Origin of the sequence: Siminovitchia jepli (assembly GCF_047228825.1) — a bacterium.
In the GTDB taxonomy this organism is placed as follows: Bacteria; Bacillota; Bacilli; order Bacillales; family Bacillaceae_C; genus Siminovitchia.
This window is the reverse complement of the sequence record NZ_JBFEGN010000001.1, coordinates 97,140-116,659: the sequence shown is the minus strand read 5'-3', so window position 1 is coordinate 116,659 and position 19,520 is coordinate 97,140. Positions and strand designations below refer to the sequence as shown.

Annotated in this window: 17 protein-coding genes; 16 read left to right on the top strand and 1 reads right to left on the bottom strand. The window is 44.4% G+C overall.

Annotated elements, in window-relative coordinates; translation table 11 throughout:
* Positions 1-45: 45 nt before the first annotated feature.
* The gene (locus AB1L08_RS00595) at positions 46-1,512 is read right to left on the bottom strand and encodes a PAS domain S-box protein (RefSeq protein WP_413062723.1); all 1,467 of its coding nucleotides are present in this window, start codon (positions 1,510-1,512) and stop codon (positions 46-48) included.
* Positions 1,513-1,696: 184 nt separating this feature from the next.
* Here AB1L08_RS00595 and AB1L08_RS00590 point away from each other — a divergent pair, with 184 nt between their 5' ends.
* The 16 genes from AB1L08_RS00590 to spoVS all read left to right on the top strand — a co-directional run bounded on the left by AB1L08_RS00590 (position 1,697) and on the right by spoVS (position 19,348).
* Complete coding sequence (locus AB1L08_RS00590) at positions 1,697-3,367, top strand: ribonuclease J (protein WP_413062722.1); 1,671 nt, start codon at positions 1,697-1,699, stop codon at positions 3,365-3,367.
* A gap of 198 nt (positions 3,368-3,565) precedes the next feature.
* Positions 3,566-4,324, top strand: a complete 759-nt coding sequence (locus AB1L08_RS00585; protein ID WP_413062721.1) for a ClpP family protease — start codon at positions 3,566-3,568, stop codon at positions 4,322-4,324.
* On the top strand, positions 4,321-4,536 hold the full coding sequence (locus AB1L08_RS00580) for a YlzJ-like family protein (protein WP_413062720.1): 216 nt from the start codon (positions 4,321-4,323) through the stop codon (positions 4,534-4,536). Before AB1L08_RS00585 ends, AB1L08_RS00580 begins: the two co-directional genes overlap by 4 nt.
* A 139-nt stretch (positions 4,537-4,675) precedes the next feature.
* On the top strand, positions 4,676-6,997 hold the full coding sequence (locus AB1L08_RS00575) for a DNA translocase FtsK (protein ID WP_413062719.1): 2,322 nt from the start codon (positions 4,676-4,678) through the stop codon (positions 6,995-6,997).
* Positions 6,998-7,097: 100 nt separating this feature from the next.
* Positions 7,098-8,378, top strand: coding sequence for an EF-P 5-aminopentanol modification-associated protein YfmF (gene yfmF / locus AB1L08_RS00570; RefSeq protein ID WP_413062718.1), 1,281 nt, complete (start codon positions 7,098-7,100; stop codon positions 8,376-8,378).
* Complete coding sequence (gene yfmH / locus AB1L08_RS00565; RefSeq protein WP_413062717.1) at positions 8,375-9,664, top strand: EF-P 5-aminopentanol modification-associated protein YfmH; 1,290 nt, start codon at positions 8,375-8,377, stop codon at positions 9,662-9,664. Before yfmF ends, yfmH begins: the two co-directional genes overlap by 4 nt.
* Before the next feature lie 49 nt (positions 9,665-9,713).
* Positions 9,714-10,436 (top strand): elongation factor P 5-aminopentanone reductase, encoded by a 723-nt coding sequence (gene ymfI, locus AB1L08_RS00560; protein ID WP_413062716.1) that lies wholly within the window; start codon positions 9,714-9,716, stop codon positions 10,434-10,436.
* Positions 10,437-10,522: 86 nt separating this feature from the next.
* Positions 10,523-10,780 carry a DUF3243 domain-containing protein gene (locus tag AB1L08_RS00555; RefSeq protein ID WP_413062715.1) on the top strand — a complete coding sequence of 86 codons (258 nt, stop codon included), beginning with the start codon at positions 10,523-10,525 and terminating at the stop codon, positions 10,778-10,780.
* A gap of 132 nt (positions 10,781-10,912) precedes the next feature.
* Entirely contained in the window at positions 10,913-11,713 is an 801-nt protein-coding gene (locus tag AB1L08_RS00550; protein WP_413062714.1) for a DUF3388 domain-containing protein, read from the top strand.
* A gap of 17 nt (positions 11,714-11,730) precedes the next feature.
* Positions 11,731-12,627, top strand: coding sequence for a helix-turn-helix domain-containing protein (locus tag AB1L08_RS00545; protein ID WP_413062713.1), 897 nt, complete (start codon positions 11,731-11,733; stop codon positions 12,625-12,627).
* A 281-nt stretch (positions 12,628-12,908) separates the two neighbouring features.
* On the top strand, positions 12,909-13,487 hold the full coding sequence (gene pgsA, locus AB1L08_RS00540) for a CDP-diacylglycerol--glycerol-3-phosphate 3-phosphatidyltransferase (RefSeq protein ID WP_413062712.1): 579 nt from the start codon (positions 12,909-12,911) through the stop codon (positions 13,485-13,487).
* 18 nt (positions 13,488-13,505) lie between these two features.
* Positions 13,506-14,747 (top strand): competence/damage-inducible protein A, encoded by a 1,242-nt coding sequence (locus AB1L08_RS00535; RefSeq protein WP_413062711.1) that lies wholly within the window; start codon positions 13,506-13,508, stop codon positions 14,745-14,747.
* Between the two features lie 241 nt (positions 14,748-14,988).
* A complete protein-coding gene (gene recA / locus AB1L08_RS00530; protein WP_413062710.1) occupies positions 14,989-16,026 on the top strand; it encodes a recombinase RecA in 1,038 nt (345 codons plus the stop codon).
* 270 nt (positions 16,027-16,296) lie between these two features.
* Entirely contained in the window at positions 16,297-17,859 is a 1,563-nt protein-coding gene (gene rny / locus AB1L08_RS00525; RefSeq protein WP_413062709.1) for a ribonuclease Y, read from the top strand.
* Positions 17,860-18,153: 294 nt separating this feature from the next.
* Positions 18,154-18,954, top strand: a complete 801-nt coding sequence (locus tag AB1L08_RS00520) for a TIGR00282 family metallophosphoesterase (RefSeq protein ID WP_413062708.1) — start codon at positions 18,154-18,156, stop codon at positions 18,952-18,954.
* A 133-nt stretch (positions 18,955-19,087) separates the two neighbouring features.
* Complete coding sequence (spoVS, locus tag AB1L08_RS00515; RefSeq protein ID WP_077111665.1) at positions 19,088-19,348, top strand: stage V sporulation protein SpoVS; 261 nt, start codon at positions 19,088-19,090, stop codon at positions 19,346-19,348.
* Positions 19,349-19,520 lie beyond the last annotated feature (172 nt).

Sequence of the window (19,520 nt, the reverse complement as noted above, 5' to 3'; positions counted from 1 at the left end):
TTGGATCTTTCGCAATTTAGGCCAATTCCGGCTTCCGGCTTCTGATTATTGTTCATCTTTATCCGGTTTAAGAGTCGGGTCCTCCTGATCCAGTTTCTTCTGCGTGATATCTGCTGTAGGAATGATGATGTTGATTGTTGTTCCTTTGTTCAGTTCGCTGTCAATTTTGATCGTTCCGCCATGATTTTTAATGATCCGGTTGCAAATCATCAGGCCAAGGCCTGTTCCTTTTTCCTTTGTACTGTAAAAAGGTTCTCCCAAATTGGGGATTCTTTCCTTCGGAATGCCCACTCCCGTATCTTTCACCCTTGTTAATATTTTATTGTAACTCAAATTTTGTGCCGTAACAAAAATTTTCCCGCCTGTCTTTGGCATTGCCTCGATCGCATTTTTGATAATATTGATATATACTTGCTTCAGTTTATCCGGTTCACCCTGTATCCATGGATTTGAAAGTTCAAAGCTCGGTATGATTTCCACGTTATGGAGGATGGCTTCCGATTTAAACAGATCAATCGTGCTTGAAAGCAGTTGGCTTATATCAAGGTTCTCCAATCGGGAAGGCTGGGGTTTGGCCAAGATGAGCAAATCACTGACGATATCTTCTATCCGCTCTAATTCATCCAAAACAACATCCAGGTAATCGTTATCTTCTTCTTGGCTCAATAATTGAGCAAATCCTTTTATGACGGTAAGCGGATTTCGGATTTCATGGGCTATTCCGGCTGCAAGCTGGCCTACAACCGAAAGTTTTTCAGTCCTCTGCATGATTTCTTCTGCCTTTTTTTGTTCCGTCATGTCACGTATTAAAATTTGATAGGAATGATGTTCCTTAAATTTTGTAGGAATTAATTTGACTTGGACATGTTTCAATTGCTGATCATGGCGGGAGATTTTTATCTCAAACGTATCCCCCGAATCCGTTTTCAGCAATTGTTTTTGAAAAATTGAATACGATTCTTTCGGGAGAAAGTCAAATACGGACTTTCCGATCAGCTCCTCTTTTCCGGTTACACCAAACAATTTTTTCCCTGTATCATTAATGTAAATGATTTGTCCGCGCTTTGTAATAATGCCAACTGTATCTTGAAAATTTTCTACGAGAAGGCGATAAGTTTCTTTATTTTCCTCCAATTGGTCCTTTGCGGCTATTTGACATGTGACATCCCTGGAAATACAAGATATCTGCTTTGGTTTATCCCCATCAAGAAAGGGAATGATCGCTGTTTCCAGCCATATATAATCCCCTTCTTTTTTCCGAAAGCGATAATAAATTTTTTTATGTATATTATTTGCAAAAGAGTTTTCCACTTTGTATTTGTCCGCAGGATGCGTCAATTCAAAAAGCGGAACATTGAATAACTCCTCCTGTTTATAGCCAAGCAGGGAAACGGAGGTCGGTGACACGTATGTAAAAGAGCCATCCAAAGAATGGCGGGAAAACAGGATATCCGAATATTGGATAAAAGAACGGTACATTTCAAGTTCATGGAAAAGAGTGTCCTTGTACATCATGACCCCCCTTAAAAACATTTTAATAAAATTGTATCATAGACTGTCCATATTTGCTTGTTGGAGGACACTGACAAAATGTTCCCCCTTTGATAACGGTTGAAGATGGAAATGCCATTCAAGTATAATAAAACATAACTGATTTTATTTGATCGGGAATTAACATATGGGAGGAAGAAATATATTGACTAAAATAAAAAACGAAAGTATTAAAATTATCCCGCTTGGAGGTGTAGGCGAGATCGGGAAAAACATGTATGTCGTCGAGGTGGATACGGAAATTTTCGTTATCGATGCCGGCCTCATGTTTCCGGAAAACGAAATGCTCGGCATCGATATTGTCATTCCAGAGACGACATGGCTGGAAGAACAAAAAGAGCGGATTAAAGGAATATTTTTAACGCACGGCCATGAAGACGCCATCGGGGCGCTTCCATATATAATCCAAAAAATCAATGTTCCCGTATTTGGAACGAAATTGACGATTGCGCTTGCGAAGGAAAAAATGAGGGAATTCGGCATTAAATCGGGCGCCAGGTTCCATACGATAAAGTCCGGCTCCAGGCTGAAATTTGACCGGGCGGTTATTACATTTTTTCACACGACACACAGCATTCCGGATTCTGTAGGCATTTGCATTCACACATCGGAAGGCAAAATTGTCCATACGGGTGACTTTAAATTTGACCAGGCAGCAACTGGCCTTTACAGATCGGAAATCGGAAAAATGGCCAGTATTGGGGAGTCCGGGGTGTTGTGTCTTTTATCAGACAGCACGGAAGCGGAAAACCCCGGCTTTACGACGTCAGAGGCAGTTACCGAAAGAGAGTTGTCGGCCATTTTCCATTCGGCTGCCGGAAGAATCATTGTCGCTTGTTTCGCATCGAATTTTATCCGGATCCAGCAGGCGCTTGATGCAGCTTTTGAAAATGGACGGAAAGTGGCAATTGTAGGCAAGAGCATTGAACGCAGTTTTGAAATAGCGCTCAAATTAAACTATTTATCCCTTGCCAGCGCTGATTTAATTATTCCGATCAACGATATTGGCAAACATGATGACAATGAAATCGTCATTATATCAACCGGAACGATGGGAGAACCGTTTGAAGCACTTCAAAAAATGGCAAGACAAAATCATAACCATGTAAACATTAAAAAGGGTGACACCGTATTAATTACGGCAACCCCATCGCCTGGACTGGAGACATTTATGTTCAGGACGATCGACCTTCTTTACCGTGCGGGTGCTGTCGTCAATGCGCCATATCGAAAAATACACGTCTCGGGCCATGGCAGCCAGGAAGATTTAAAATTGATGCTCAATTTGATGAAGCCCAAGTATTTTATCCCGATTCAAGGAGAATACCGCATGCTTTTTTCTCATGCGAAGCTCGCGGAAGAAACGGGCTTGCCCAGGGACCACATATTTATACCGGCCAACGGGGAAGTCATTGAATACAAAGACGGGATAATGGGGCCGGGTGGCAGAGTCGCTGCCGGAAATGTGCTCATTGACGGCATTGGCGTAGGGGATGTCGGAAACATTGTGCTTCGCGACCGGAAATTGTTATCCCAGGACGGGATTTTTACGGTCGTTGTCACTTTGGACAAGAAACATAAACGAATAGCATCGGGACCGGAAATTATTTCACGCGGATTCGTATATGTCAGGGAATCTGAAACATTAATCGAAGAATCGACAAAGATCGTGCGAAAAATCGTTGAACAGGCGGTCGCAGAAGGTTCTTTCGACTGGGCGGGCATCAAGCAGGAAATCCGGGACAGGTTAAATCAATATCTGTTTGATCAAACAAAAAGAAGGCCGATGATCCTGCCGATTATAATGGAAATATAGCCATCAAGAAAAAACGCTAAGGCGTTTTTTTGGGAAGTCAGGGGTCGGAAGCGGGATGGATTGTTCTAAATTTGCGAAAGAACAAATTTATGCTCCTTTAAAAGCGTGCAAGAATGTATTCTTGGCGCTTTTCTTTCTGAATGGAAAAGCGTAAGCGGGTAAATAATAACATGGAATTCTTTACTTCAGGAGGGCACCATGAATAATGTCAATCATCCCGATTACGGGTTTGAAGCACCGAATGAAACGCCCGAAAACAAGCCGGCAGGCATCGTAGAAAAAATACAGCAGCTCGGACAAACGAACATTCCGCAAATGCCCCAGGATACGAATATTCATTGCTTGACAATCATCGGCCAAATCGAGGGGCATATGCAGTTGCCTCCCCAAAACAAAACAACAAAATATGAACATATTATCCCCCAACTGGCAGCGATTGAACAAAATCCAAATATTAAAGGATTGCTTGTCGTATTAAATACGGTAGGCGGTGATGTGGAGGCGGGGCTGGCCATATCAGAAATGCTCTCAACATTAACAAAGCCGTCTGTTTCCATTGTGCTCGGAGGCGGACACTCGATTGGCGTGCCCATAGCCGTTTCCTGCTCCTATTCCTTCATTGCCGAGACAGCCACGATGACAATACACCCAATCAGGTTGACAGGGCTTGTCATTGGCGTTCCCCAGTCTTTTGAGTATATGGATAAAATGCAAGAGCGCGTCGTAAAATTTGTCACAAGACATTCCAATATTTCTGAAGAAACATTCAAGGACCTCATGTTTGCGAGAGGTAATTTAACGAGGGATATTGGAACGAATATTATCGGGAATGAAGCTGTCAAATACGGCTTAATTGATGAAGTGGGCGGCATCGGGAAAGCGATGAAAAAATTGAACGAGCTGATCGAATTAAATGAACAGGCCAAAAATGAAGAAGAAGGAGGGATGATCCAATGATCATCCATTCAATCGTTCCGCATGAACTCATTTTCCCCGTCAATGAAGAAGATTTCTCCAGCCAAAAACAGTGTTTGTGGAACGGAATCCCCCTAATTGTCCAACAGGAAGGGGATCAATACAAAGTGGTCCGGATCATGAGCAGCAATTTGGGTGACTTTTTACGTTCGGAAATCCAGCCCGGCTCCTACGTAACAATCGACCGGATGTAATGGAGTTCCGGGAATTTATTTATACCTGCTCAGGATCGGCTTCTTCAGTCATCCAAATCTATGATATAATGGAAAGAAAATGCAGCCTCTGTCCCCTGGCTGCTTTCTCTTTATTTAAAAAGATCGCAAGGTGAATATTATGGCAAAACGAAAAAGAAGAAGTAAAAAAGCGAATAAACTGAAACGAATCCTGCAATTTGAGCTGGCCGGCATCGCCCTGTTTGCGCTAAGCTTCATTTCCATCGTAAAATTGGGGGCGGTTGGGCGCGGAATACACAACTTTTTTTACTTTTTCCTTGGTGAATGGTATATGGCAGGACTGCTTGGCGTACTGTATATGGCCGCCTATTTTGTGGTTAAAAGGGAATGGCCGGTCTTTTTTAGGGGAAGGCTGGTTGGCTTATACTGTATATTGTCAAGCGTGCTTTTGTTTTCCCACATCAGGCTGTTCGGGTTTATGTCCGAAAAAGGGATGCTGGCCAACTCCAGCGTCATTAAAAATACATATTCACTGTTCATGCAAATCATCCAGCATGAAACATCGACAAATGATCTTGGCGGCGGCATGATCGGTGCCGTTTTGTTTTCGGGATGTTATTTGCTGTTTGATACAACCGGCACGAAAATCATCAGTTTCTTTCTTATCTTGGCCGGAATTTTGCTCCTTACGGGCAAATCGATGGGAGAAAGCATCGAAAAAGCGGGCCGGAAGGGAATATCCTTCTTAAAGAAACAATGGGCCGCTTTTAAGACAGACCTAAAAGAATGGAGGGCGGAAAAGGCTGAAAGAAGGGCTGCAAAAGAAGAAAAAAAGCAAAATGAAGCCATGCGGCAAAATGAACATATTGCCAAAAACAGCGAATCGTTATCAGCCGGAGAAGAATCAGAGCCGATTATATCCAGTTTTACTGAACGTGATCCAATGGCGGATGAAACGCTTCCAGCCCAGGATAACGAAAAGGGGACTGAGCCCGGGCAGGACAAGCAAGAGGATGACATATCGCCGCCCCTTGCTTTTACCGAGATGGAAAATAAAGATTACAAGCTTCCGCCGTATTCCCTGCTTGTCAGGCCCAAAGCGGCAGACCAAAGAAGTGAATATCAATTGATCCATTCAAATGCGGCGAAACTTGAGAAAACATTCCAAAGCTTTGGGGTAAAAGCCCGTGTCACACAAGTTCATTTGGGGCCCGCTGTAACCAAGTATGAAGTTCACCCCGATGCAGGGGTAAAAGTGAGCCGGATCGTAAGCCTCAGTGACGATCTTGCGCTTGCACTGGCAGCAAAAGACATCCGGATTGAAGCGCCCATTCCGGGAAAATCGGCCATCGGCATTGAAGTCCCGAATTCGGAAATAGCCGTTGTATCATTGAGAGAAGTGCTGGAATCAAAAAAACATCAAAAACCCGAAGCAAAGCTGCAAATCGGGCTGGGTCGGGACATTACGGGGGAGGCGGTTGTCGCCGAATTGAATAAAATGCCCCATCTCCTTGTCGCAGGAGCAACAGGAAGCGGAAAAAGCGTTTGCATCAACGGGATCATCACGAGCATTTTAATGAGGGCAAAGCCGCATGAAGTTAAAATGATGATGATTGACCCGAAAATGGTAGAATTGAATGTTTATAACGGGATTCCTCATTTGCTTGCTCCGGTTGTTACGGATGCCCGGAAAGCTTCGCAGGCACTGAAAAAAGTGGTCAGCGAAATGGAGAGGCGCTATGAATTGTTTTCCCATACGGGTACAAGAAACATTGAAGGCTATAATGATTTTGTCACCCGCATGAATGTGGAAACTGAAGACAAGCAGCCGCTTTTGCCATACATTGTCGTCATTGTCGACGAATTGGCGGATCTCATGATGGTTGCTTCAAATGATGTGGAAGATTCCATTACAAGACTTGCCCAAATGGCCCGTGCAGCAGGAATCCACTTAATTATTGCTACCCAGCGTCCATCCGTAGACGTTATTACAGGTGTCATTAAGGCCAATATTCCATCACGCATTGCATTTGCAGTCTCCTCCCAAACGGATTCAAGGACGATTTTGGATACAGGAGGGGCCGAAAAGCTGCTTGGCAGGGGGGACATGCTGTTCTTGCCTGTCGGTGCATCCAAGCCCGTTCGTGTCCAGGGTGCTTTTTTATCCGACAACGAGGTCGAGAATATCGTCAATTTTGTCATTTCACAGCAAAAAGCGCAATATCAGGAAGAGATGATTCCGGACGATATCCCCGAAACATCGGCGGAAGTGGAGGACGAGCTGTACGAAGAAGCCGTCCAATTGATTGCAGAGATGCAGACAGCCTCAGTTTCCATGCTCCAGCGCCGATTCCGGATCGGCTATACACGCGCTGCCAGGCTGATTGATGAAATGGAGGCCAGGGGAGTAGTGGGCCCATACGAAGGAAGCAAACCGCGAACAGTATTAATTCCAAAACATGCCGAGGAACAAACGTCTTAAAAGTTCCATACTGTATATACTGCCAGAATCCGGCATACGATATGCAAGAGAGATTATTTCATACACTCCCATTATTGATTGTAAAAAGGAGGCGTGGCGAATGGCGCTGCTCCATGAAGAAACAATAGAAAAAAATGGATATACCTTGCATTTGATTCGAACAGACAAATTTAAAACGAATACATTGATCTGGAAAATGAAAGCCCCTTTGGAGCAAGAAACAGTCACCTTCCGTGCGCTGTTGCCTCAAGTATTGCAAAGCGGGACTAAGAATCATCCAACTACATCCAGCTTGCGCTCCTATATGGATGACTTATACGGGGCAACGCTTCAAGTGGATTTAAGCAAAAAAGGGGAATATCATATTGTCACTTTTACCATTGAAATCGCGAATGAGACTTACTTGCAGGACAGCGAGCCGCTGCTGCAAAAAGCAGTGGAGCTGCTCAAGGAAGTATTATTAAATCCAAATGTAAATCAAAACGCTTTTGATCCGGAAACGATGGAAAAAGAAAAACGGAATTTAAAACAGCGGATCCGTTCCGTATACGACGATAAAATGCGATATGCAAGTGTACGCCTGACCGAGGAAATGTGCAAGGGCGAGCGTTATGCCCTTTTTGTCCAGGGAGAGGCCGATCGTGTAGATGAAATAACGGGAGAATCACTATATCAATACTATAAAAAAGCCCTTGCCGAAGACGAGCTTGATCTTTATGTCATCGGGGACATTGACCGCGGGGAAGCCGAAAAATATTGCGACACGTTAAGCTTTCAAAACCGGGAACCCAAAATCATTGAACCGGAACAGAAACAAACGGACAGAGACTTTAAGACGATTGTGGAAAGGCAGGATTTAAAGCAGGGGAAATTAAACATCGGGTATCGTACAAATATCCGTTATGGAGCCCCGGCCTATTTTCATTTGCAAATGTTCAATGGCATCTTTGGCGGTTTTCCTCATTCCAAACTGTTTATCAATGTCCGGGAAAAAGCAAATTTGGCCTATTATGCAGCAAGCAGGATTGAAAGCCATAAAGGATTGCTGATGGTTATGGCAGGAATAGATGAGAAAAATTACGAACGGGCCACAACGATTATCCATGAACAAATGACAGCCATGAAATCAGGTGATTTTTCCGATCAGGAATTGGAACAGACAAAAGCGGTTATCCAAAACCAATTCCTTGAAGCGATCGACACAGCGAGAGGATTGGTCGAAATCCTTTATCATAACGTTGTCGCCCGGACACATATCAAACCGGAAGACTGGATCGATGAAGTTGTCAAAACGACAAAAGAGGATATCATGGCGGCAGCCGAAAAAGTGGAATTGGACACCATATACTTTTTGACGGGCGGAAAGGGGGATAACCAATGAAGTCAATTGTTTTCAACCAGCTAAAGGAAACCATCCATTATGAAAAACTGGAAAACGGCCTGGATGTATATATATTGCCAAAGCCGGGCTTTAACAAAACGTTTGCCACATTCACGACAAAGTACGGTTCTGTTGACAACACCTTCGTTCCGCTCAACGGCCAAAAACTGCAATCTGTTCCGGACGGAATCGCCCATTTTTTGGAACACAAGATGTTTGAAAAACAAGACGGAGATGTCTTCCAATTGTTTAGCAAGCAGGGAGCATCCGCCAATGCATTTACGTCATTTACACGGACAGCGTATTTATTTTCCAGCACTTCAAATGTGAAACAAAACCTTGAAACACTTATCCATATGGTGCAGGAACCTTATTTTACAGAAAAAACGGTTGAAAAAGAAAAAGGCATCATCGGCCAGGAAATCACGATGTATGATGACAACCCCGATTGGCGTGTATATTTTGGCGTCATTGAAAACATGTACCGCAATCACCCTGTAAAAATCGATATTGCCGGCACGATCGAATCGATTGCCGACATTACGGCTGATCTTTTATACCTTTGTTACAATACGTTTTACCATCCGAGCAATATGCTGCTATTTATTACAGGGCCGGTTGATCCGGGGGAAGTCATGGATTTTGTCCGGGAGGACCAGGCCAAAAAACAATTTGAGAAAGCAAGCGGCATCACCCGCCATTTTGAAGATGAACCGGAGGCTGTTGCCAAAGAGAAACAGGTCTTGCAAATGGATGTCCAAACAGCTAAATGTCTTGTGGGCGTTAAAGCTGTTAAACCGGAAGAAACGGGCAAATCCATGCTGAAAAATGAAATCATTGTCAACCTAATACTGGATACGTTATTCAGCAAAAGTTCGAATCATTATGAGTCCCTTTATAAAGAAGGCCTCATAGATGAAACATTTCAATATGATTTTACACAGGAAGAAGGCTTTGGATTTGCGATCATTGGCGGGGATACAAGGGATCCGGACCGCCTGGCCGGGCGGCTGAAGGAAATGATGCTCCGCGATCCTTCCGGCTATTTGACGGAAGAGATGCTTGAAAGGGCCAAGAAGAAAAGGATCGGGGGATTTTTAAGATCTTTGAATTCACCGGAGTTTATTGCCAATCAGTTTACCCGATATGCTTTTAACGATATGAATTTATTTGATGTTCTTCCTGTCATTGAAAATCTTACTTATCAGGAGATGCAAACAACTGCGGAACAATTTTTTTCGGAAGACCGCATAACTGTTTGCCAAGTTGTACCAAAAGGAAGATAAGCCTGGCTTAAATCGCCAGGTTCTTTTATTGAAAGGGAAGATATTTATAATGTGTAAATATGTGTTGATTACCGGGGCAAGCGGAGGGATTGGAGCAGCAGCCGCAAAAATAATGGCCAAAGAAGGCTGGAATTTATATTTGCATTATCACCGCAATGAAGAAAAGATAATGGCCCTTATGGAGGAACTGTCCGATGATCGAGTTGAAGCCATACCCGTTCAAGCAAATCTGGAGGAGGCCGCCGGATGCCAAAAGCTGATTGACAATATTTTCCATATCAACGCCATCGTATATGCAAGCGGCAATGCACCTTTTGGTCTATTTACCGAATTGGATGACGATACGCTGGAGCGGGCCATCCAACTTCATGTAAAAAGTCCGATCATATTAATCAGAACCTTACTCCCAAAGTTAATGAAAAATGCTGCCTCGCATATCGTATTGATCAGCTCCATTTGGGGTCAGACAGGTGCCGCTTGCGAAGTTCTTTATTCAACTGTCAAAGGGGCACAAATTTCGTTTGTAAAGGCTTTGAGCAAGGAAGTGGCCGGAAGCGGCTTAAACGTAAATTGTATTGCACCCGGGGCTGTCAAAACCGATATGTTAAAGCGTTTTACCAATGACGAGCTGCAACAGCTTGAAGATGACATCCCGATGAGAAGGCTAGGCAGGCCGGAGGAGGTTGCAGATGCTGTATCTTTTTTATTATCAAGCAGCGCTTCATATATTACCGGGCAGGTCATTGCGGTAAATGGGGGCTGGTATACTTGATTTCTCCCGGTGATGAATGGGTGAATATTTTAAGAAAAGAGAGAAATAATAACAGCGTACGAATTTAGTGAAGGAGGCATTTGATCATGTCAGTACTTGAAAACTGGGAACAATGGAAAAATTTTCTCGGTGACCGTCTGGATCAAGCGCAGCAGCAAGGCATGTCGGACGAAGTCATTCACCAAATGGCCCACCAGGTTGGGGACTATTTGGCGCAACAGGTTGACCCTAAAAACGAACAGGAAAGAGTATTGGCCGATTTATGGTCTGTTGCATCTGAAGAAGAGCAGCAAGCCCTTGCACGAGTAATGGTTAAACTTGTAGATAATAACAGCACTCACTAATGAAGCGTAGAGAGGACATTTTCCTCTCTATTTTTTTCGTCATTTTTTTCTTTTATCTTTAATAAAAATCAGATATGATATAAGCTAGAATAAATGGTTGGCGCATTTTTCGTTTTAAGGAGCTGCAAACAGATGAACCGAAAAGATTGGTACTTGGAATATGAGATTACAATTGACCGGCCTGGCCTGTTGGGAGATATTTCATCACTTTTGGGGATGTTATCCATCAATATTATCAGCATTAACGGGATAGACAGCGCCCGGCGCGGGTTGCTGATCCGGGCGCAAAGCGAAGATCAAATTATCCGCCTTCAGTCCATATTGGAAACCGTCGAAACGATTAAAGTAAGAAAAATGAGGGAACCTAAGTTAAGAGATAAATTGGCTGTCCGGCACGGACGTTATATTCAAAGGGACCACGATGACAAGAAAACATTCCGTTTTGTCAGGGATGAGCTGGGGATTCTTGTTGATTTTATGGCCGAATTATTCAAAGAGGAAGGGCATAAATTAATTGGGATACGGGGGATGCCCAGAGTCGGTAAAACGGAATCTGTTGTGGCTGCCAGCGTTTGCGCAAACAAAAAGTGGCTTTTCGTATCATCCACGCTGTTAAAGCAGACGATCCGCAAAGAATTAATCAAAGATGAATATAATGCCGACAACATCTTTATCATTGACGGGATCGTTTCCAGAAGAAGGGCCGATGAGCGGCATTGGCAGCTTGTCAGGGAACTCATGCGCCTGCCTGCAGTCAAAGTGATCGAGCATCCGGATATTTTTGTGGAACATTCCGAGTATTCCATTGAAGATTTTGACTATATCATCGAGCTTCGCAACAACCCGGAAGAAGAGATTACATATGAAGCCGTGGATAAGCACAACTTATTTCATGGTCAAGGATTGGATGGGTTTGGCGGATTTGATTTTTAGGATTGGTGGTGTTTGCTTTGACTGAATTAGGGAGCCGTTTGAGAGCGGCTCGCGAGGAAAAGGGAATCAGTTTGGAACAACTTCAATCGATGACGAAAATCCAAAAAAAATATTTAATTGGGATTGAAGAAGGCAATTATGATTTGATGCCCGGAAAATTTTATGCAAGGGCATTTATTAAACAATATGCGGAAGCGGTTGGTTTATCTCCGGAAGAACTGTTTGAAGAATATCGATCCGAAATTCCGGCTGCATACGAAGAGGATTTAACGGAGCAGCTTTCACGGGTGCAGTCCAGAAGGGCCATGCCGGCAGGTACCAACAAATTATTTGAGTTTTTGCCCAAGATCATAGCAACAGTCGTTGTCATCGCTGCGCTGTTTTTTATTTGGAATTTTATTACAAAATCCATTAATACGGCTGACCAGCATGAAGGAAACAAAGAAGAACAAGCAGTGGATATAAAAGAGTCGGATGAAATTAAACCCCCGGATGAGTCCAAGTCCAAAAATGACAGCGAAAAATCGGGCGAAAAGGATAAAGATGACAGACCAAATAACGAAGCTGCCGACAGCTCCGGCACTCAAAGCATAACGGCCGAAGGTGTATCGGGCATCGTTACAACCTATAAGTTGTCCAAGGCCAAAAAGTTCGAATTGAAGGTGAGTGCGGCTGCCACCGGCGAAACATGGATAAGTGTCAGTGATGGCAGCAATCAAACATTGTTTCAGGGGACTCTCAAGAACGGGGAAAGCCAAAGTTTTGATTTGACGGACCAGAACGAAGCATATATTATTGCGGGGCGTACGGTTGATACGGACATTTATGTGAATGGGGAAAAGCTGGAATATGAAATTTCTCCCGATCAATATGTAAGACAGGATATTCGGATTCAATTCGAGAAGGAGGAGTGAAGCTGTAGCCGAAAAACGGCCGCTTAAAAGCGGCTATTTTTTGAAGGTAAGTAAACTTGCTCAGAAAATTTTTCTTCATAAAGAAGCTTTTTTTATGTCTGGCCCGGACGGACAGGACGTCCTGGTGCCACCGACGCCACAGGACGCGGCAATCTAAGGCGGCCAGCGCCCCCTTGAGGTCATAAGCCAAACACTCCGGAGGCGGGTGCCTCCTGCGTGTTTTTCCTTATTTTCCGTGCTGGGCAAGGCGCTTGCGCTTTTCTTATAGGAGGACATTATAAATGAATTTACCGAACAAAATTACCGTGGCAAGAATTTTATTAATACCCGTCTTCCTTCTATTGATGCTTGTCCCGTTTGAATGGGGAAGCTGGCATATATTAGGGTCGGAAATAAAAACGGCCCATGCAGCCGGCGCTTTTATATTTATTATCGCTTCCATCACCGACTGGATTGACGGCTATTATGCACGAAAGTTAAAACTCGTTACGAACCTCGGGAAATTTCTCGATCCGCTTGCAGACAAACTGCTCGTTTCCGCTGCTTTCATCGTACTCGTTGAAATGCACCTGGCTCCATCCTGGGTTGTGATTGCGATTATAAGCCGCGAGTTTGCCGTCACCGGGTTGCGGTTGATTATGGCGGGGTCTGGGGAAGTGGTCGCCGCCAATATGCTTGGGAAAATAAAAACGTGGACGCAAATTGTCGCCATCAGTGCTCTGCTGCTTCAAAACATACCATTTTCGGCGATCAACTTCCCGTTTGCGGATATAATGTTGTATATTTCCCTCATATTTACCGTTTGGTCAGGGTATGAGTATTTTTACATCAATCGAGATGTATTTAAACATTCCAAATAACAGGAAGTGATCCATGAAATGAATGCGGAAATCATCGCCGTTGGCACGGAACTGCTGCTGGGACAGATTGCCAATACAAACGCTCAATATTTATCACAACAATTGGCGGAAATGGGCGTCAATGTATATTTTCATACAGTTGTCGGAGATAATCCCGACCGGCTTGTCCAGGCCATCGAACAAGCCGAAACAAGAGCGGAGCTCCTCATTTTTACAGGCGGGCTTGGCCCGACTCAAGATGATTTGACAAAAGAAATTGTAGCCAAGCACCTTGGCAAGCAACTGATAACTGATGAATATGCATGGAAAAAAATCAAAGAATACTTTGAGCGGACTGAAAGGAAGATGACGCCGAACAACAAAAAGCAAGCAGATGTTATAGAGGGCGGGAAAGTTCTTCCGAATGAACACGGCATGGCCCCCGGGATATTCATCCAAACCGGTTCAACATACTACATGCTATTGCCGGGCCCCCCGCACGAAATGAAGCCGATGTTCAGAAAATACGGCCGCGAAGCCATTTTGGACCAGCTCGAACAGCATGAGCGCATTGAATCCCGCGTCCTGCGTTTCTTTCATATAGGTGAAGCGCAAATAGCCGATGAGCTTTCGGATTTGATAGAATCACAATCTAATCCGACTGTTGCCCCGCTTGCCGGCGAAGGCGAAGTGACGATTAGAATTACGGCCAGGCATGAAAACGAAGAAAAAGCGGTTTCGATGCTGGATCATATTGAAAAACAAATATTGGAGAGAGTCGGGGAATATTTTTACGGATATGATGATACCTCCCTAATGGCCGAGCTGCTGAAATTGCTTGAAGAGCGCAAGCTGACGATTGCTGCAGCGGAAAGCCTGACCGGCGGATTGTTCCAATCCGAAATGACATCAGTCGTGGGTGTAAGTACAATGCTGCTTGGCGGGATTGTTTGTTATTCCAATGAAGCAAAAATGAAGCTTTGCAATGTTAAACCGGAAACCCTTGAAAAGCATGGCGCGGTCAGTGAGCAATGTGCCATGGAGTTGGCCTCAAATGTCCGCGAAGCCCTTGATGCGGATATCGGGATCAGCTTTACCGGCGTTGCGGGCCCTGATTCACTGGAAGGCCATCCGGCGGGAACGGTTTGGATCGGCATCGCTTTTAAGGGCCGGCCTGCCAAGGCGCTGCTTACAAAAATGGCGGGTACCCGCAATGGAAACCGAAAGCGTTCAGTCAAGATGGGCTGTTATTATTTATTGAAAGAATTGAGGAAAAAATAGAGCGGCAGGCTCTATTTTTTTATGCGAAAAATGATTGATAATTTCCATTTCGCTGTTTTAAGGCCGATAAAAACCAATTTTTCTTTACTCAATGATCAATTTTGCGGATGAAACACAAAGAAAAACAACAGAATAAATGTTCGCTTTTTCCTTGGCAATGTTTTAAAAAAAAGGTATAATAAGTTCAGTTGGATTTGGTATAACACATGATTGATAATGATATATACGAGGAGGAACATGTGTGAGTGATCGACAAGCTGCACTTGATATGGCTTTAAAGCAAATAGAAAAGCAATTTGGCAAAGGTTCCATCATGAAGCTGGGAGAGCAGACGGACCGTAAAATATCAACGATTTCCAGCGGTTCATTGGCTTTGGACATCGCGCTTGGCGTTGGCGGATACCCGAGAGGAAGGGTTATTGAAATTTACGGGCCTGAAAGCTCCGGCAAAACAACCGTGGCGCTTCACGCGATTGCGGAAGCCCAGGCCCGCGGCGGCCAGGCAGCCTTTATAGATGCCGAGCATGCGCTTGATCCGGTTTATGCCCAAAAGCTGGGCGTCAATATTGATGAGCTGCTTTTATCCCAGCCGGATACAGGTGAACAGGCACTGGAAATAGCAGAGGCTCTTGTTCGGAGCGGAGCCATTGAAATGATCGTCATTGACTCGGTTGCCGCCCTCGTTCCAAAAGCGGAAATTGAAGGTGAAATGGGGGATTCCCATGTTGGTTTGCAGGCGCGCCTCATGTCCCAGGCACTCAGAAAGCTTTCGGGGGCAATCAATAAATCCAAGACGATTGCGATTTTTATTAATCAAATAAGGGAAAAAGTCGGAGTCATGTTCGGCAACCCCGAAACAACACCCGGCGGACGGGCCTTGAAATTCTATTCTTCGGTGCGGCTTGAAGTCCGTCGTGCTGAACAGCTTAAGCAAGGACAGGAAGTAGTCGGAACGAAAACGAAGATAAAAATCGTCAAAAACAAAGTGGCGCCTCCTTTCCGTGTAGCCGAAGTGGATATTATGTATGGAGAAGGCATTTCCCGTGAAGGGGAAATTATTGACATGGCATCCGAGCTCGATATTATCCAAAAGAGCGGAGCGTGGTATTCATACAATAATGAGCGCCTCGGACAAGGACGCGAAAATGCCAAGCAATTTCTGGCAGAAAATCCGGGTGTGCGTGACGAAATCATGCTGAAAGTCCGAAACCACCATGGTTTGGACGAAGTAAAACCAGATAATGAAGAAGAGCAGGAAGAATTCACGCTTTTGGATTGATCCTTTAAACAGCAGAGCGCCGGGCTTTGCTGTTTTTATTTTCCCCAAAAGGCGGCAATCCGAAAAAGTGAAGCCGGTTTCGTCTTTTACTGGCGCAACCAGGAGTCATCCCTTGACAATAGTTGTCCACACCTTTAAAATTAACTTGTATATTTTACAAATTTTTTTACGTAAAAATTTGAGCTTGGCTCTGTATATTGAAAGCTTTGTAACAATGTACCAGCCGACAGTTAGAAGTGATAAAAGTTTATAGCAAGAGGGGGTGAAATCATGGATCCAACCATATTCATCATCTCCATTTTGCTTACCCTTATCGTCGGTGTAGTTGTTGCCTACTTCATCTTTAAATCATTTGCTCAAGCAAAGATAACAGGAGCTCAAGGTTCTGCCGAACAAATTTTGGAAGATGCAAAACGTGAAGCGGAATCACTGAAAAAGGAAGCCCTGTTGGAAGCGAAGGATGAAAATCACAAACTTCGTATTGAAACTGAACGGGAACTTCGTGAAAGACGAGCTGAATTGCAAAAACAGGAAAATCGCTTATTGCAAAAGGAGGAGAACCTCGACAGAAAAGATGATACTCTTACCAAGCGTGAAGAACAGCTTGAAAAGAAAGAGGACTCTCTTAATGAAAGACAACAACATATTGAAGAGATGGAAAGCAAAGTGGATGAAATGATCCGCCAGCAAAAAGCGGAATTAGAACGCATTTCGAGATTGACACGCGAGGAAGCAAAATCACTTCTTTTAGAAAGTGTTAAAAAAGAGTTGGCCCATGACACTGCTTTAATGATAAAAGAAAGTGAAACACGCGCCAAGGAAGAAGCAGACAAAAAGGCGAAAAACATCCTTTCTCTCGCAATCCAGCGTTGTGCAGCCGAGCATGTTGCCGAAACGACTGTGTCGGTGGTCAACTTGCCAAACGATGAAATGAAGGGACGGATTATCGGCCGAGAAGGCAGAAACATCCGAACTCTTGAAACATTAACCGGCATAGACCTGATTATCGATGACACACCAGAAGCGGTCATACTGTCAGGCTTTGATCCAATCAGGCGGGAAACTGCCAGAATTGCACTCGAAAAGCTTGTACAAGACGGACGCATCCACCCAGCCCGAATCGAAGAAATGGTTGAAAAGGCAAGGCGCGAGGTCGATGAACATATTCGGGAAGTAGGGGAACAAACCACTTTTGAAGTCGGTGTCCACGGTCTGCATCCCGACTTGATCAAAATTCTCGGCCGCTTAAAATACCGGACGAGCTACGGGCAGAATGTTTTAAAACATTCCATCGAAGTCGCCCACTTATCCGGATTGCTTGCTGCAGAGCTTGGTCAGGATGAAGCGCTGGCCCGCCGTGCGGGACTTCTGCATGATATCGGGAAAGCCATCGACCATGAAGTGGAGGGCAGCCACGTCGAAATCGGGATTGAACTGGCTTCCAAATATAAGGAACATCCTGTCGTCATTAACAGCATTGCCTCTCACCACGGCGACACCGAACCAACATCCATCATATCTGTATTGGTTGCCGCTGCAGACGCGTTATCTGCCGCAAGGCCGGGAGCCCGCAGTGAGACACTGGAGAGCTATATTAAACGACTTGAGAAGCTGGAAGAGATTTCGGAATCGTATGATGGCGTAGAAAAATCTTTTGCCATTCAGGCTGGAAGAGAAATTCGAATCATTGTCAAGCCGGAACAAATCAACGATTTGGAGGCTCATCGACTTGCACGTGATATACGGAAGAGAATCGAGGAAGACCTTGATTATCCGGGCCACATAAAAGTTACTGTTATTCGGGAAACGAGAGCAGTTGAATATGCAAAATAAAGCGGTGTGATGTCACACCGCTTTTTCTGTGGCCTCCTTCAAGTCACTTCAGGAAAAAGGGGTTCACCAGATTTTAGCGTGGATACCCGTGACTTCAGACGTGGGAGGAAACGCTTTTCACTTCCTTTCTCGGCTCAACTTTCACTAAAAAATGTTATAGTTATTTAGTGAAAGGTGGTGAAATGCATGTCTGCAATGACAGCTTGAACTTTTTGCTGCAAATTCAGGTGAAATGAAAAAATTGCGAAATATAAAATTGGGAGCCGAAAAACTCCCCGTATCAAAGGAGTTCAAATGAATATTTTGTTTGTTGGAGATGTAGTTGGTGCTCTGGGAAGAGAAATGGTAAAAGAGTATTTGCCAAAATTAAAAAATTATTTCCATCCCCATCTTACCGTCGTGAACGGAGAAAACAGTGCGGGGGGCAGGGGAATCACGGAAGATATTTATAAACAACTGCTTGACGCCGGCGCCAATGTGATCACCTTGGGCAACCATGCGTGGGACAATAAAAATATATTTGAGTTTATTGATCGGGCCAAATATATGGCCAGGCCCGCAAATTTTCCGCAAGCTCCCGGGACAGGAATCGTTTATGTCAGGATTAATGACATCGAGGCGGCCGTGATTAATTTACAAGGACGGACATTTATGAATCCTTTGGAATGCCCGTTTCAAAAAGCCGAGGAACTCGTGAAGGAAGCAAAGAACCGGACAGATATTATATTTGTGGACTTTCATGCCGAAGCAACAAGCGAGAAGCAGGCAATGGGATGGTTTCTTGACGGCAAGGTAAGTGCTGTGGTTGGTACGCATACACATGTTCAAACGGCAGATAACCGGGTGTTACCCGCAGGAACGGCATATTTATCTGACGTTGGAATGACTGGCCCGTATGACGGCATTCTTGGCATGGGAAAAGATCCGGTCATTTACCGCTTTCTTACTTCATTGCCTGCACGATTTGAAGTGCCGAAAAATGGGCGAAAACAATTGAGTGCTTGTTTGATACAGATTGATAAAAAAACGGGTAAAGCAAAATCGATTGAAAGAATTTTAATTAACGACGATACGCCTTTTTTTATGGGCCAGTAAGAACTCCCGCCATTGCGGGTTTCGGACAAACCGGAATAGTTCCTTCATTTCCCGAATATAGTATCAGTGGAAAGGTCTACCGCGGTTGCACAGGTGGCAATCGATATGGGGAAATGACAAGGAGGAACAGGAAATGGAGATATTAAAAGTTTCAGCAAAATCCAACCCAAATTCCGTGGCGGGCGCATTGGCGGGTGTTCTTCGCGAAAGAGGCGGTGCGGAGATTCAGGCGATTGGAGCCGGAGCCTTAAACCAGGCAGTAAAAGCAGTTGCGATTGCAAGAGGATTTGTCGCCCCCGCGGGAGTAGATTTAATTTGTATTCCAGCGTTTACAGACATATTAATTGATGGGGAAGAACGGACGGCCATAAAGCTGATTGTGGAGCCGAGATAACGGAAAATCGGCTATATTCATGAACCGTTTGGAGTCGGCTTCAATAAAGGGAGCTGCTCTTTTTTATTGGTCAAAAGGGTTATGTTTTGGATCCCCCGATTCCAAATTTGTCCTTGCTGGCAGCCCCCTGTTGTATTCAGCAAAAAAAGGGATTATACTAATAGAATGTATG

Excerpts from the sequence above, each read along its gene's own strand:
- AB1L08_RS00520 (WP_413062708.1), top strand. The coding sequence starts at position 18,154 with ATGAATATTTTGTTTGTTGGAGATGTAGTTGGTGCTCTGGGAAGAGAA.
- AB1L08_RS00535 (WP_413062711.1), top strand. The coding sequence starts at position 13,506 with ATGAATGCGGAAATCATCGCCGTTGGCACGGAACTGCTGCTGGGACAG.
- rny (WP_413062709.1), top strand. The coding sequence starts at position 16,297 with ATGGATCCAACCATATTCATCATCTCCATTTTGCTTACCCTTATCGTC.
- pgsA (WP_413062712.1), top strand. The coding sequence starts at position 12,909 with ATGAATTTACCGAACAAAATTACCGTGGCAAGAATTTTATTAATACCC.
- AB1L08_RS00595 (WP_413062723.1), bottom strand. The coding sequence starts at position 1,512 with ATGTACAAGGACACTCTTTTCCATGAACTTGAAATGTACCGTTCTTTT.
- AB1L08_RS00575 (WP_413062719.1), top strand. The coding sequence starts at position 4,676 with ATGGCAAAACGAAAAAGAAGAAGTAAAAAAGCGAATAAACTGAAACGA.
- ymfI (WP_413062716.1), top strand. The coding sequence starts at position 9,714 with ATGTGTAAATATGTGTTGATTACCGGGGCAAGCGGAGGGATTGGAGCA.
- spoVS (WP_077111665.1), top strand. The coding sequence starts at position 19,088 with ATGGAGATATTAAAAGTTTCAGCAAAATCCAACCCAAATTCCGTGGCG.
- yfmH (WP_413062717.1), top strand. The coding sequence starts at position 8,375 with ATGAAGTCAATTGTTTTCAACCAGCTAAAGGAAACCATCCATTATGAA.
- AB1L08_RS00585 (WP_413062721.1), top strand. The coding sequence starts at position 3,566 with ATGAATAATGTCAATCATCCCGATTACGGGTTTGAAGCACCGAATGAA.
- AB1L08_RS00555 (WP_413062715.1), top strand. The coding sequence starts at position 10,523 with ATGTCAGTACTTGAAAACTGGGAACAATGGAAAAATTTTCTCGGTGAC.
- AB1L08_RS00550 (WP_413062714.1), top strand. The coding sequence starts at position 10,913 with ATGAACCGAAAAGATTGGTACTTGGAATATGAGATTACAATTGACCGG.
- AB1L08_RS00580 (WP_413062720.1), top strand. The coding sequence starts at position 4,321 with ATGATCATCCATTCAATCGTTCCGCATGAACTCATTTTCCCCGTCAAT.
- yfmF (WP_413062718.1), top strand. The coding sequence starts at position 7,098 with ATGGCGCTGCTCCATGAAGAAACAATAGAAAAAAATGGATATACCTTG.